Below are 14,057 nucleotides of genomic sequence, written 5' to 3' on the forward strand. Positions count from 1 at the left end.
AACCGAGCCACGCAACCGAGCCACGCCATGACCCGGGTCGGGACCGGCCCGCGGCTGACCAAAGAGAGAAACCACAGTGCGAGACAGGCTGAAACTCAGTGGGGCGAGCATGGCCGGCACGACGGATGCGCAGGATGCGCACCGCGAGGAGATCCTGGACCTGGCCATCGGTCCGGTGCCGGAATGGGGCACCGGCTGCGCGCGGGACATGATCGCGACGCTGCGGTCCAGCGCCGAGCCGTTCCCCTGCATCTTCGCGACGGCCGCGGCGAACCGGGGCGGGCTGCGGTTCGGCTTCGTCGACGACCTTGACGACGAGCGGACCTGGTCCGTTCTGCCGGACATACTCGCCACCTACCTCTCGGTCTACCAGTCGATATCCCGGAACACCTCACTCGTCGTGTTCTTCGGGTCCGGCGGCGAGACGGTGGGCGAGTGGACCGACGACATCCTCGGGTACGAGCGGCGGTTCTGGTCGTTGCTGCGGTACCTGCACGACAGCGACGGCGAGCCCTGGCCGTCGGACATCCCGACCGACACCGACACACCGGGCTGGGAGTTCAGCTTCCGCGGCACCCCGATCTTCGTCGTCTGCAACACGCCGGCCCACCAGCGGCTGCGCAGCCGGAGCAGCCCGGTCTTCAACATCACGTTCCAGCCGCGCTGGGTCTTCGAGGGGCTGGAGCCGCACACCCCGCGCGGCGCCGCCGCCCGCAGGACCATCCGCGAGCGCCTCCGCCGGATGGACAAGGTGGACTCGACCCCGCTGCTGGGCTCGTACGGTGATCCCGCCAACCGGGAGTGGAAGCAGTACTTCCTGCGCGACGACGCCTCGGTCCCCGCCAGGTGCCCGTTCCACGCCGATTCCGCGGGCGGAGATGTCGCCTCCGTGGGTCCGGTGGTGGCTCCGGCCTTGGCGCAGGCTGAGGATGCCGGTCCGCGCGCGGACCGGAACACCCAGATCCGGGTCCTGGACGCCGAGTACAACCCGGTGCCCGTCGGCGCCGTCGGCGAGCTGTTCATCGGCGAGCTGTTCCTCGGCGGGCCGCCGCTCGCCTGGGGCTATCTCGACGACCCTCGCCGCGCGGCGGAGCGCTTCCTGCCCGACCCGTTCAGTCCGGTACCCGGCAGCCGGATGTACGCGACCGGGGACCTGGCCCGGTTCCGCGCTGACGGGGAGGTCGAGTTCCTCGGCCCGGTCGACCGCCTGGACCGGCAACACGCCCGAACCACCAGCCCCGCCGGGAGAGGAATCCGATGACTCCGGACCAGACGACGCTGGCCGAGCTCAGCAGCCCGGACAGCCCACTCGACACAGCTCTACCCGACACAGCTCTACCCGACACAGCTCTACCCGACACAGCCCCGCTGGCCACGCCGCCGGCTCCGCCCGCGGCCGGACAGGTCCACCCGCACGAGGCGGCCGAGCGGCCCGGCCCATCCGGACCCGTCGGCCCAGCCGGGTTCGACGACCTGGCCCGCCGGGTGGAAGCCGCCCGGCGCGGGCCGGGCGCGCACGCGCTGGTGCGCTCGTTCGCGTCGAACCCGGCCTTCCGCCCGGCCGAGTGGGAGGAGCTGACCACCGAGGACGACCCGTACCGGCGCCCGGTCCGGCCCGCCGACCTGGCCTGGCTGGACTACGGCACCCCGCTGCGGCCCGAGGAGGTGCTGAAGCTCTCGGGGCTGCTCGGGCACCGGATGCTGCGCAACATCTACGACGCGGACCTGCTGTACCTGCCGCCGAGCCGCGACGCGGCGGCCGAGCGCGACGCGGCGGACTTCTACGGCGAGGCGAACCGGCTGCGCGGCGCGCTCGCCCAGCCGATTCTCGAACACCACCTGTTCTCGTTCCTGGCGCACCAGCGCCCCTCCGTGCCGGGCAGCCCGGCGGAACCTGCCGCCAACCCCGAGACAGCGCCGGCCGGCGGGGCCGACGCCGGCGCTGGCGCGGGTGACAAGCGCCTGGGCGGGCTCCTGCGCGAGCTGCACGGCTACTGGGAGGAGCGCCGGGACCGTCCCGGGGATGCGTTCGCGGTGCTGCGCGGCACCCGCGACCGGCGGGAGGCGACGACGTTCGCGCTGCTGCAGCTCTCGGCCTACCTGCCGGCGGGGCGCGCCGCGACCGCCCGGGCGTCACTCGGCGAGTACGACCTCGCCCAGCCCGCCGCCCGGGCGCTGCTCCTCGGCGACTACCAGCGCTGGGTGGCCAGCTCGGCCGCGTGGACCGCCCTGCTCGCCGCGGCCCGGCTCACCCCGGGGGCCGGGGCGTACTGGCAGCTCTATCTGAACACCTCGCTGGCCCGCGGCAACCATCTCCACCAGCTGTCCCGGTCGCCGCGACGGCACGCGGAGCTGCTCGGCGCGTTCGTGCACCAGCGCATCGACGACGTGGCCGTCGCCACCGCGTGGGCGGACGCGGTCGAGGACGGCCTCGGCGAGCGGACGGCCCTCTTCGCGTCGGTTCCGGCGGTGGCCCCGGCGGCGCTGGACGACCTGGTCGACACGCTCCTCGCCCCGCTGCTCGCGCTGTATGGCGACGCGGCGCTGGCCGCCTTCCACACCGGCTTCGCCGACGCGGCCCACCTCGCCCGCCTGTGGGACCGGGACCTAGCCGCGCAGCTGGCGTGGGCGGACTCGATCGACGAGTACAAGGCGAAGGCCGAGGCCATCGACGCATACCTGACGGCGGAGCGGATCGAGGTCGACCTGGACACGTTCGTCGAGTCCTGCGACGAGACGTCGACGACGCACGTCCACGACGAGCACCGGCTGGTCATGATCGAGTCCGGTGACATGCACTTCTGGAACAACGTCACCCACAAGATCGCGCTGAGTGACGGCGACAAGATCCTGATTCCGAAGTCGCGGCTGCACGGGTCCACCGTGCTGTCGGGATCGTGCACCTACCACCAGCCGATCATTCCGGACGACATGTACCTGAGGTTCTGAGCCCGCCGACGCGACCACGTCACCCAGGGCTCGGGCATGTGCTCGTCGTGCCCTGGTCTGGGACGACCGGCCGGTCGTCCCAGACCACCTGATCGTTCCGTGGCGGGCCGCGGAGCGCCGTTCGGGAATGGGCTCCGGGCGGCGGTCGTCGCGGATCGCCGCGCACACCTCGACCTTCGACAGCTTCGGCACCGGCACCCCTCACGCAGAAAGCCGTGCGACGCACCTTGGCCCAGAACGTGTGAGCCGTTCATGATCTGGTGTGATTTTCGGGCTATCACTTCGAAAATCACACCAGATCATGAAGCTCGCCTCCGACGGGAGCCGGCGGAGCGAGCCGCCGCTCGACCTTCTTCCGCACGTCCTCCGCCAGGAGCCGCGTGACCCCGGCGAGGGCGGGGAGCTGGTCGGGATCAGTCGTGAGCGCCTGGAAGACCTGCCCGACGGTTATCCCGTGATCGGGCCGGCGCAGAATCCTGATCGGGTCCCCGGCGGAGACGTCTCCTTCACCCAGAACCCGGAGGTACGCGCCGGGCGTGCCGCGCTGGATGAAACGCTGAATGAGGTCGGGGACGTCCCAGAAGCCGGCGAACACGCGGCATGGTATGCGCGGCGCCGTCACCTGGAGCACCGCGGACCCGATGGCCCACATCTCGCCGATCAGAGCACCGGTGACATCTATCCCCAGTGAGGTCAGATTCTCGCCGAAACTGCCGGGAGGGATGCCGCGGTCAAGCGCGCTCTCCCACCAGGAGAAATCCTCCTGGGCGTAGACGTACGCGGCGCGGTCGACACCGCCGTGAAACGTGAGGTCGCAGATGGTGTCCCCGGTCAGGCCGACACGGCCGACGCGCACCGGCCCGCTGACGGGACGCTTGTCGATCCCGCTCCGGCCCTTCCGCCCGGTCCACGCGTCATTCCGGACGACGGCGAGATTGACCGCAAGAAGACTCCCCATCGGATACCCCAACATCCGCAATGAAAGACCTTGAACAGAGGCTACGGTCTCGCGGCCGGGCGGGGACGGTCCCACGCGGCGGTCGCCCGGCGGACCTGGCATCTGGAGGCAGTCCGTGATCACCCGAAAAGGGTTTGTTAGGTAAGGCTAACTCTTGTGTAGGTAAGGCTTACCTGCTAATCTTCCTGCGCGTCAGGTCCGACTTGGCCTCCGCCGCCCTCGGGAGTTGGCCGTGTGTGTGCCGGGGCAGGCTGGATCTTGCCCGCTGACCGAGGGGAACGATGGTGAGTTCGCGCTCTGGCGACGGTGCGTTGCCGGCCCGGCCGGTCGACGGACCGGCGACGCTCGAGAACTTCAACGACTTCAGCGTGCCCGCGGCCATCACGACCGTCGTCGATCTGTTCACGGCCCAGGTGCGGAGCACGCCGGAGGCGACCGCCGTCGTGGCTCCCGGGGCGCGGATGACCTACGGGGAGTTCGGGGCGCGGGTGTTCCAGCTCGCGCGGGTACTGCGCGCCCGGGGCCTCGGCCCGGAGGACATCGTCGGCATCCGGCTGGTCCGGTCCGCCGAAATGGTCGTCGCGCTGCTCGCGGTCATGGTCGCCGGCGGGGCCTTCGTCCCGATCGAGCCGGGATGGCCCGACCAGCGGCGCCGGCGGGTGCTGGCCGACGCGCGGGCCCGGCTGATCGTGACCGATGCGGAGGCGCCGGCCACGCCCGGCGGCCTGGTAGACGGCGGGTTGGTAGACGGCGGGTTGGTCGACGGCGGGTTGGTCGACGGAGTGCCGGCCGTCCCGGTCGACCTGGACGCCTGGTCCTGGGGCGCCGAGTCGGCCGAGCCGCTCGATCTGCCGATCCCACCGGCGGGGCTGGCGTACGTGATCTTCACCTCAGGGTCGACCGGCGCTCCCAAGGGGGCGATGATCCGGCATGACGCGATCGCCGAGCGGCTGCGGTGGCAGGTGACGGACCTGTTCGGCTTCGGCCCGGACGACGCGTCCTTGTTCAAGGCGCCGCTGTCGTTCGACATCTCGATCAACGAGATCCTGCTGCCGCTGGTCTGCGGCGGCCGGCTGGTCATCGCGGAGCCGGACGGCGAGCTCGACCCGGGATACCTGGTCGACCTGATCGAGGGCGAGCGGGTCACCTTCGTCTACCTGGTGTCGTCGATGCTGGACATCCTGCTGGAGGCGGCGGAGGGCACGGAGGCGCTGGCCTCGCTGCGGCATGTCTGGTGCGGCGGAGAGGTGCTGACGCCCGCGCTCTTCGCCCGGTTCCGCGCCCAGCTCGGTACGGCGATGTACCACGGCTACGGACCGGCCGAGACGACGATCGGCGTCTCCCACGTGATCTACAAGGACGACGCCGAGCGTCTCGCCGCGTCGATCGGCCGGCCCAACCCGCACACCCAGCTCCACGTCGTCGACGACACGATGGCACCGGTGCCCGACGGCGAGGTCGGTGAACTGTACGTGGCCGGGTTTCTGCTCGGCAGGGGCTATGTGAACAACGGGCCGCTGACCGCCGCGCGTTTTGTCGCGAACCCGTTCGTGGGCGGTGGCGAGCGGATGTACCGGACCGGGGACCTCGCCCGCTGGAACGCCGCCGGCTGGCTGGAGTTCGTTGGCCGGGCCGACAACCAGGTGAAGATCCGCGGGATGCGGCTCGAGCTGGAAGAGGTGGAGGCGGCGCTCGCCACGCACCCCCGGGTACGGCGGGCGGCGGTCGCGGTGTCCCGCGACACCGCCGCGCCCCGGCTGCTCGCCTTCGTCGTCCCCGATGCCGGCGCGACCGCCGCCGACCGTGCCGGGGGCTCCCCGGCGCCGGGGACGGCGGGTGAGCCGTTCGCCGACGAGGTGCTGGCCTGGTGCGCCGACCTGCTTCCCCAATACATGGTGCCGAGCGTCGTGACCGTGCTCGACACGCTCCCGGTCACCGCCGGCGGAAAGGTGGACCGCCGCGCTCTGACCGAATCGGCGTCAGCGCCCGCCCGCCCACGGACGCCATCCGTCGGACGGCGATAACCCTGATTCGGCGCGACGCAGGTGGACGACATCCCAGGTCGACCAGCCGCGCAATCTCACCCGTGACCGCGAGCTGTCCAGGCGCGCGGCCTGACCATGGAAACGAGAAAGAGTGCGAAACAGACTGAAGCTCATTCCGGCGTTTTTCCTCGCCGTCATCGCGCTCGCCCTCGCGGCGGGCTGCGGCGGCAGCGACGACGGCGACGGGACGCCGGCGCCGGCGCCGGCGAGCGCGGCCTCGGGCAGCTTTCCGGTCACGCTGAAGGACAAGTTCGGCACCGCGGTGGTCCCGGCCGAGCCGAAGCGCATCATCGCGCTCAGCTACGAAGAGGACACTCTGGCGGCGCTCGGCATCACGCCGATCGCCTACGGGAAGAACGAGTACAAGCCCGACGGCGTCTTCCCGTGGCTGACGGGGAAGGTCGACCTCTCGAAGAGCACCGCGCTCGACACCGCCGGGGACCTGAACCTCGAGCAGATCGCGGCGCTGAAGCCCGACCTGATCCTGGCCACGAACTTCTACGGTCTGGCGGACTACTACGACCGGCTGTCCAAGATCGCGCCGACCGTGGGCTTCACCGACGACGCCGGTATCGCGACCTGGCAGGAGAACAGCACCATCATCGGCAAGGCCGTGGGCCGTGAGGCCGACACCGCGAAGGCGATCGCGGCCACCGATAAGATCATTAAGGACACCGCGACGGGCCTGCCCGGCCTGGCCGGAAAGACGTTCAGCTACTCCTTCTACTACGAGCCGGGTGGCCTGGCGGTCATCGACGACCCGGAGACGGTCTCGGTCCAGCTCTACTCCGAGCTCGGCATGAAGCTCGCGCCGGGCGTCACGGAGAACGTGGTCGACCGTTCGCTGAGCATGGAGAAGCTCAGCGCGCTGGACGCCGACTTCGTGCTGATCGGGTACGCCACCCCGGACCTGAAGACCGAGATGGACGGCAACAAGCTGTTCACCGAGATCCCGGCGGTCAGGGCGGGACGGGTCCTGGAGGTCGACGCCTTCACGGCGGGCGCGGTGAACAACCCGACGATTCTCAACATCCCGTGGCAGCTCGAGCAGCTCAAGCCGACCCTGGCCAAGGCCGCCGCCAGCAGCTGACCCCCGGCGGAGCGGAGCTCGCGTGGCCTTCGCCGCGCGAGTGGCAACGGTGACCGGCCAGCGAGCGGCGTTCACCGCCTCGGCCCACTGGCCTTTGGCCATATGGCCGGGTGCGGCGCGTAAGGGACCGCACGTCCGCTGTTCCTGGCCCGGGCCTGTGGCGGCGGCGGTGTCGTGCGGGTCGGTGATGATGGGTGGCATGCCGCGACGCAACGACCTGGGACAGCTGGTAGGAGATCCAGTCGGCTGGTCGGGAGCGCGACCGCCACGGACGCGGGTGTTCACCGGGCGCTCGGTGCGGCTGTGCCCGTTGTCCGTCGAGGAGCATGCGCGGCAGGTGGTCGAGCAGCTGAGCCCGCATCCCCAGTTGTGGACCTACCAAGGCGACGACGCGCCGGCCGACGCGGAGGAGGCGGCCCTAGGGATCACTGTCATGACCCAGCGGGCGGACACGTGCGCGTTCGCGATCGTGGACCTGGCCAGTGGGGTGTTCCAGGGGCGGGTGGCGCTGTTGCGCAGCCAGCCGGACGTCGGGTCGATCGAGGTCGGCGGGATCATCTACGCGCCGTCGCTGCAGCGGACCCGAGCCGCGACCGAGGTGCAGTACCTGCTCATGAGGTACGCCTTCGACGACCTTGGTTACCGCAGGTACGAGTGGAAATGCGACAGTCTCAACCAGCCCTCCCGCGTGGCCGCCACCCGGTTGGGCTTCGTGGAGGAGGGCACCTGGCGCAACGCCCTGGTCGTCAAGGGGCGCAACCGGGACACCGCCTGGTACTCGATCGCCGACCACGAGTGGCCCCTTGTCCGCAAGGCGCTCGAAGCCTGGCTCGCGGACGACAACTTCGACGGGGCCGGCCGCCAGCGACGGTCGCTCGCCGAACTGCGAGCACGCCTCGGCGACGGCCCGGCATAGACAGACCTACCCGACGGGATATTCCCCCAGCCGTTCCGACGGACTCACCCGGACGACACGGCGGTTTCACCCGATTGTCCTTTCGGCGGCTGCTCGCGGATGACAGGCTGACGGGACTGGGCAAGATCCTCGTAACGCAGGGAGTGGCGATCTGTTTACCGAAGTAGAGCGGTATGCGTTTCCCGCCGGCCGAGTTCTTTGCGGTCTCGGTCCCCGCCGGATCGGTGTGGTCCCGGTGATCGCGGACGTCGCGCGGTGATTCTGGACCGCCAATCGTCGTCGGCGCCTTCGAGGCACTCCCGTGATGGCAGGGGAACGTCCACCCGCCCTCGCATCGACGGATCGCACGAGAGCGCGCCACCCAGATCGGGCGTCATCACGCTGAACGTCGTGTGGTTGGCTTTGCTGACCGTACTGGCGGTCGCGGCCGTCGGGCGTGTTGTCTATCACGGCGTCAGCCATGACGTTCTCGCCTGGACGGTCGGCAGCTATTTCGTGACCGGCTTCGGCGTCACGGTCGGATACCACCGATACCTGACGCACGAGGGCTTCCGGTGCTCGGCGGTTCTCCGCGCCATCCTGCTCTTCACGGGCGCCATGGCCATCCAGGGGACCCTGGAAAGCTGGCGCAGAACGCACCTGGCCCATCACGCGCACACCGATGTGCGGGATCTCGACCCGCACACGCCGAACCAGTACGACGGTTTTTGGATGGGTCTGTGGCATTCGCACGTGGGCTGGATGATGGTACATCAACAGCTTCCCGAGCCGTTCGACCAACGCAACGACGTCGATCTGCTCGTGCGGTGGCAGCGTCAGTACTACGCGGTGCCGGCGGTGTTGAGCTTCCTGATCCCGTGGGCCGCGACCGGCTGGCAGTTCGACGGGCTCCTCGTCGCCGGCTTCCTCCGGGTCTTTCTGCTGTTCCACTTCACGGCCTCGATCAACTCCGTCTGCCACATCTGGGGAACTCACGGCAGCCGGAAGCCGTCAGCGGTCCGCACCGCTCGCCTGGCTCGTGACTTCGCCCTGATCGCGCTCCCGACCATGGGTGAGGGATGGCACTGGATGCATCACGTGATTCCGGGGTGCGTGGTCCACGGGTCCGGCCTGCGTCCCGATCCCACGAAATGGCTGATCTGGTCGCTCGAGCGGTCGGGTCTCGCCCGGGACGTCAAGTGGTACAGAAAGGAGCGGGCCAGAATTCTCGGCTACCGGCCCGCTCCGGTCGCCATGGACGCCGGCGGCCATCTGGATCGGTGACCGCCCGCGGGGCTACGGCCGGACCTCGACCGTCCGGACTGTTCGCCACGACACGACCACCTGGCCGCCGCCATCCAGTGGGAACGCCGTCACGTCGCCCTGAGTGATCCATCCTTGGATGTCCCGCATGAACGCGGTTATCCGGGCATCCCAGGGCGCAGGGGCGTCCACCAGGCCGCCGATGTCGACCCGGTGCTCGATGGTGCCGTCAATAACGAGCGAGACGCCCACAGTTGTCACAGGCCTCAGCCTGTCATGCCGGTCGGGCGTTGGGTGAACCCGGTGGCGATGGAGGGTCACGTCGCCGTGGGTGCGGGATCCGTTGCTGTGCGGTCGACGGGTTCGTCCGGGTCAGGAAGGCTCACCGGACGGGGGTAGCGCTCCGGCCGCCCGGGCGACCGTCACCGCCTCGGCCAAGGCGGCGAACTCGGTCCGCAGGGGGGTGAAGGCGGGCAGCGCGGACATCGGATCTCCGCCGGACACCGGAAGGCCGGTCATCGCGTCCGCGCATGCCTGGAACGCGGCGCGGACGGCGGTCGGTCCGGCAGGCAGCGACCCGTGGAGACCGGCCGGATCGGCCAGCACCAGATAGCCGAGCCGGCGGGCGGCGACCACGGCGGGCCAGAGCAGGTCCGCCGTTCGTGGTCCGCGTATCCACTCGTCCTCGGCGTCGACGTGCAGGGCGGTCATCCGGGCGAGGGCCGTTTCCAGCCGTTCGCGGGCATCGGCGACTCCCGCCGCGCGACTGGCGTCGCCTGGGCCTTCACCGCCCGCCGTGAGCCGAAGGACGAGCAGGTCGCCGGTCGCGTCGAGGGAGTCCGCCATTGCCCGCGGCAGCCTGCGTTCGGCGGCGCGCGGCCAGAGCAGCAGGACGACGACAAGGCCGACGGCACAGCCCAGCAGCGTGTCCAGCAGTCGTGGTGCGACCAGCTCGGCTGGGGGCGTGCCCGGTCTGGCGAACTCCACGAGTATCAGGGCCAAGGGTGTGATAAGCACCGTGGCCAGTGCGTAGTTCGCCGCCATGAGGACCTGGGCGGCCCCCTCCAACACGGCGATCATGCCGATCAGCCACCAGGCGGGCAGCTGCACGCTGAGGATGCCCAGCGCGACCACCGCTCCGATGGCCGTCCCCGCGGCCCGCTGCAGTGACCGTCGGCCGGCGGCGCGGACGGTCGTCCCCTGCACCACCGTGGCCGCGGCGGCCGGAGCCCAGTAGGGATGATCCACCCCGGCGGCGATCGCCAGCGCCGCCGCGACGAGCCCGGCCAGACCGGCCCGGGCCGCCAGCGGCCAGGCCAGGGCGTCCCGGTCCAACCGCCCGCGCCGCTCGGCCCGGGCGGCGGGCAGCAATGGGGCCGCCGGCCGGTCCGGCGCGGGATGAGCCAGCCCGGCGACGGCCGCACAGAGGCCGGCCCGCGCCCTCGAGGCCGCCGCCCCCACGCCTGGCAGGCCGGCACGGTCCTGGTCCTGGTCGACCAGGTCGGCACCGGTGCCACCAGCGCCGACCTGGATCCCGGCGGCCAGTTCGCGCAGGGTCGCGGGGAGAACGGGTGGGACCGGTTCCCGGGTCACGGTCGCGTAGGAAACGGACGCGTCGAACACGTGCTGCGCCCCGTATGCCACCGCCGACAGTGCTCGCCTGCTCCGGTCCTGCCCGGAGCCTTCCCTGAGCACCGTCCTGAGGTGGCGAACGGCCTGCGCGGCGTTGTGCCGCGCGGAGTCGTAGTCCGGCGTGCCGATCGCCTCCAGCATGTCGGCGAGGCTGGTCAGGGCCGTCGCGGCTGCCCGCCGCGCCGGCCCGTGCCGGTCCGGGAGCGACGCGGATATCGTCAGCAGCCAGGCGAAACCGGCGCCGGCCAGCGTGAGCGCGACGCGTTCCCCGATCCGCTCGACGTCCTGCGGAAGCTGCGTCGCCACGGCGCAGCTGATGACGAACGGGTATGCCCCAGGAGCGGGCACGTCGAACGCGCGCACGAGTAGGGTCGCCAAGGCCGCCAGTCCGGAGATCCCCACCGCGATCGTCCAGCTGGCTCCCGCCGCGGTTACCCCGATCGCGGCGGACAGGGCGAGGCCAACTCCGATCACCGGTAGTGCCCGTGCTCGGAAGGCCAAGGCCGCGTCCGGAAAGTAGGCGGCGATGAAGGCACCGAACGTCGCCAAAAGTCCGTCCTGCGGCTTTCCGGCAAGTTCACCGACAGTCAACGGCACGGCGAACGCGATCGCGCAGACCACGGCTATCCGCAGCCGCCCGCGGGGGCGGGCCACGCCGAACACCGCGCCGATCCGGCTCGGGCCGGCGGGCGCGGGAACCGGAGGACGGGGCGGGTCGCTCGTCATGAGGCGGCGGCAGGGCTCGGCACCACACCGCAAGCATTCCCCAGCCCTGCCGATCGACCGCGGTGACCGGCCACCGCGAACCGGGGCTCAGGTACCTCGGCCGGTCCACGAGATCAGCGACGACTCTGGCTACCCGGACCCGCGTCCCCGCGACGGACGCGTCGATGCCCCGACCGGGTCAGCGGGTCATGACGGTGTGGGACGGCCGTCGCGCGGCCAGGTCGGCGTCGGCTCGACCTCGGCTGATCCCATCAGCCGCAGCTTGCGTTGCGCGCGCTCGTAGAAGGTCGTCCGGCCGAGGCGGACGACGTGGGCCGCGGCGGGCCGCGGATGCAGGATGACGCATGCGCCCGGCTCGACGTAGCCGGACACGCGGCCGTCGACCTCGACCGCGAGCCGACCGCTCGCCGGCAGAACGTCCAGAGCAAGCGCGTCATGCACCGACAGCACGAGCCCGCGGTTGAACGCCGAGTGCGGAGCCGCCGGGGTGACGAGAAGCGCCTCGACCGACGGACTGACGATCGGCCCCCCGGCGGAGAAGCTATAGGCGGTCGATCCGGTTGGCGTGGCGACGACCACCGCGTCAGCGGCGTAGCTGACGAACGGCCGGCCGCCGACCCGCAGGGCGACCGCGGCGCTGCCGTGACCGGGTACTCGCACGACCGCGACGTCGTTGAACGCGCTGACCGTCTCGCCGTGCACCTCGGCGTCGACCGCGAGCCGCGGTTCGACCGTATACAGATGTTGGTCGATCGCGGACAGGGCGTCGGGCAGGTCGGGTACGTCGACCTCGGCCAGGAAGCCCAGCCTGCCGAGGTTGACGCCGAGCACGGGCGCGTGTCCGCCGTCGGCCAGCCGCATCGCCCGCAGCATCGTGCCGTCGCCGCCCAGACTGACGATCAGGTCGCTACGACGGCCCAGCTCCGCCGCCGGCACCGGAAGGGCGGCGCATCGCAACCGCCGGATCTCCTCGTCGACGCCGAGCACCTGGGCACCGCGGACGGCGGCCCAGTCAACGATGGCGGTCACCGCTTCAGCCGAGTCGCGAAGAGGGTGCAGCACGATCCCCACCGTGTGCATCCGTTTCGCTCCGCTCTCCGCCGCCACCGGTCCCACGGCCGCGTACAGCCGCGGCCCCGCCTCATTCTGCTGACGATCGCCGCGGGCTGCCCAGCAGTCTTCCAGGGGAACGCTGTCTCTTGCGAGCCCCAGACGGTCAGCGGCGGGATCCGGTCGGCGAGGGCGGCGAGCGCGGCCAGCACTATGTCGTCGTCCACGCCGTCCCTCAACGGCGGTCGTCCTCGGATGCCGGACCGAGCAGTGACACGAAGACGTCTTCGAGCCAGCGGGTGAGGTGGGCCAGGTCCCAGCCGCGCTCCTCGACGAGCAGCGCGACCGCGTGCCAGCCCACCAGCGCCCACAGCGTGTCGGTGGCGTCGTCGACGGACAGGGTGGGCCGCAGGCCGCCGGCCTCGGCCACGGCACCGACGACCCGCCGCACGTCGTCGTGGCGCTGGCGCTGGGATTCGCGCCACGCCTCTCGCAGCGCTGGGTCGGTAACGGCGGCCTGCTCGAACGCGCGGTAGATCGGGTAGAGCCGCAGCAGGGTCGGCGCACCGATCCGGGCGGCGAGCCTGGCCTGCGCATCCGGATCGCGGGTGGCGAACAGCGCCTGCATCTCCGGCCGGTCGGCCAGGGCGACCGGCTCGTCGTCGCCGACGATCGCCCGGTCGACGGCGAGCAGCAGCAGCTGCGGTTTCTCGGCCACCGCATAGACCGACTTCGGCGTGACCCGGGCCCGCTTCGCGATCGCCGCCATCGTGGTGGGGGCGTACCCGTGCTCGGCGAACAACACCGACGCGGCCGAGATGATCGCCTCTCGGGTCGCCGCGGCCTGTTCTGCCCGCCGCGGGGCATGGTAGGGCCGCGATTCTTTCGCTACAGTCATGCTCACCTCATTTCATCGACACTATAGCGAAGGGTGTTCCATGTTCATTCTCACCGCCGTGCTGTCCTTGCTCCTCGCCGCCGTGATGGCACAGTCCGCGGTCCGCAAGGCCAACCCGGACAAGCAGACGTTGCTGCTGCGCGACCGCCTCGGCGTGCCGCCGTGGCTGTGGACCGCGGTCGGTCTCCCGGAGGCGTTCGCCGCCGTCGGCCTGGTGGCCGGGTTGTGGCGGGCGCCCCTCGGCGTCGCCGCGGCCGTCGGCGCCGCGCTGCTGATGGCCGGCGCCGTCGCGTTGCACCTACGGGTGCGATTCCTGGGGGCGGCCCTGGTACCGCCGATCGGCGTCGGGGCCTTCGCCGTCATCGTCGTGGTGCTGCGCGCCGTCACGGCCTGACCGATACCGCCGAGCACGCCGAGGCGGGCGGCGGCCTGTGGGATGCCAGGACTGGGCACAGTCGACGACCGGCGCGTACGGGAACAACCCGCGACGGCCAGGCACCCACAGGCGGCAGGCCGGTCGTGCCGCCGCAAGGTCGGGGCGTGCCGTCGTC

12 protein-coding genes are annotated in these 14,057 nt (G+C 71.1%); 7 read left to right on the top strand and 5 right to left on the bottom strand.

Annotated features, from left to right (window positions below):
• The first annotated feature begins 109 nt into the window (after positions 1-109).
• Positions 110-1,261 carry a YqcI/YcgG family protein gene (locus BCD48_RS26790; RefSeq protein ID WP_241842006.1) on the top strand — a complete coding sequence of 384 codons (1,152 nt, stop codon included), beginning with the start codon at positions 110-112 and terminating at the stop codon, positions 1,259-1,261.
• Positions 1,258-2,949 (top strand): peptide synthetase, encoded by a 1,692-nt coding sequence (locus BCD48_RS26795; RefSeq protein WP_241842007.1) that lies wholly within the window; start codon positions 1,258-1,260, stop codon positions 2,947-2,949. The genes BCD48_RS26790 and BCD48_RS26795 overlap by 4 nt, the downstream gene beginning before the upstream one ends.
• 289 nt (positions 2,950-3,238) lie before the next feature.
• Here BCD48_RS26795 and BCD48_RS26800 read toward each other — a convergent pair whose 3' ends face one another.
• Positions 3,239-3,907, bottom strand: coding sequence for an MOSC domain-containing protein (locus tag BCD48_RS26800; RefSeq protein WP_071051140.1), 669 nt, complete (start codon positions 3,905-3,907; stop codon positions 3,239-3,241).
• Between the two features lie 281 nt (positions 3,908-4,188).
• Between BCD48_RS26800 and BCD48_RS26805 the strand changes: the two genes are divergently transcribed.
• From BCD48_RS26805 to BCD48_RS26820, 4 genes are all read left to right on the top strand, one after another.
• Positions 4,189-5,931, top strand: a complete 1,743-nt coding sequence (locus BCD48_RS26805) for an amino acid adenylation domain-containing protein (protein WP_083419246.1) — start codon at positions 4,189-4,191, stop codon at positions 5,929-5,931.
• Positions 5,932-6,043: 112 nt separating this feature from the next.
• Positions 6,044-7,042 carry an iron-siderophore ABC transporter substrate-binding protein gene (locus BCD48_RS26810; protein WP_083419247.1) on the top strand — a complete coding sequence of 333 codons (999 nt, stop codon included), beginning with the start codon at positions 6,044-6,046 and terminating at the stop codon, positions 7,040-7,042.
• A gap of 199 nt (positions 7,043-7,241) precedes the next feature.
• Positions 7,242-7,958 (top strand): GNAT family N-acetyltransferase, encoded by a 717-nt coding sequence (locus BCD48_RS26815; RefSeq protein ID WP_071051213.1) that lies wholly within the window; start codon positions 7,242-7,244, stop codon positions 7,956-7,958.
• A gap of 255 nt (positions 7,959-8,213) precedes the next feature.
• Positions 8,214-9,221: an acyl-CoA desaturase gene (locus BCD48_RS26820; RefSeq protein ID WP_157910569.1), complete on the top strand. Its 1,008-nt coding sequence runs from the start codon at positions 8,214-8,216 to the stop codon at positions 9,219-9,221.
• 12 nt (positions 9,222-9,233) lie between these two features.
• On the opposite strand, the gene BCD48_RS26825 is transcribed toward BCD48_RS26820, so the two are convergent.
• The 4 genes from BCD48_RS26825 to BCD48_RS26840 all read right to left on the bottom strand — a co-directional run bounded on the left by BCD48_RS26825 (position 9,234) and on the right by BCD48_RS26840 (position 13,506).
• A complete protein-coding gene (locus BCD48_RS26825) occupies positions 9,234-9,461 on the bottom strand; it encodes a hypothetical protein (protein WP_071051142.1) in 228 nt (75 codons plus the stop codon).
• Positions 9,462-9,572: 111 nt separating this feature from the next.
• Positions 9,573-11,558 (bottom strand): FUSC family protein, encoded by a 1,986-nt coding sequence (locus BCD48_RS26830; protein ID WP_071051143.1) that lies wholly within the window; start codon positions 11,556-11,558, stop codon positions 9,573-9,575.
• Positions 11,559-11,744: 186 nt separating this feature from the next.
• Positions 11,745-12,638, bottom strand: a complete 894-nt coding sequence (locus tag BCD48_RS26835) for an NAD(+)/NADH kinase (protein ID WP_071051144.1) — start codon at positions 12,636-12,638, stop codon at positions 11,745-11,747.
• 205 nt (positions 12,639-12,843) lie between these two features.
• On the bottom strand, positions 12,844-13,506 hold the full coding sequence (locus BCD48_RS26840; RefSeq protein WP_071051145.1) for a TetR/AcrR family transcriptional regulator: 663 nt from the start codon (positions 13,504-13,506) through the stop codon (positions 12,844-12,846).
• 40 nt (positions 13,507-13,546) lie between these two features.
• Between BCD48_RS26840 and BCD48_RS26845 the strand changes: the two genes are divergently transcribed.
• Positions 13,547-13,900: a DoxX family protein gene (locus BCD48_RS26845; protein ID WP_071051146.1), complete on the top strand. Its 354-nt coding sequence runs from the start codon at positions 13,547-13,549 to the stop codon at positions 13,898-13,900.
• The last annotated feature ends 157 nt before the right edge of the window (positions 13,901-14,057 follow it).

Source organism: Pseudofrankia coriaricola (assembly GCF_001854805.1).
GTDB lineage: Bacteria > Actinomycetota > Actinomycetes > Frankiales > Frankiaceae > Pseudofrankia.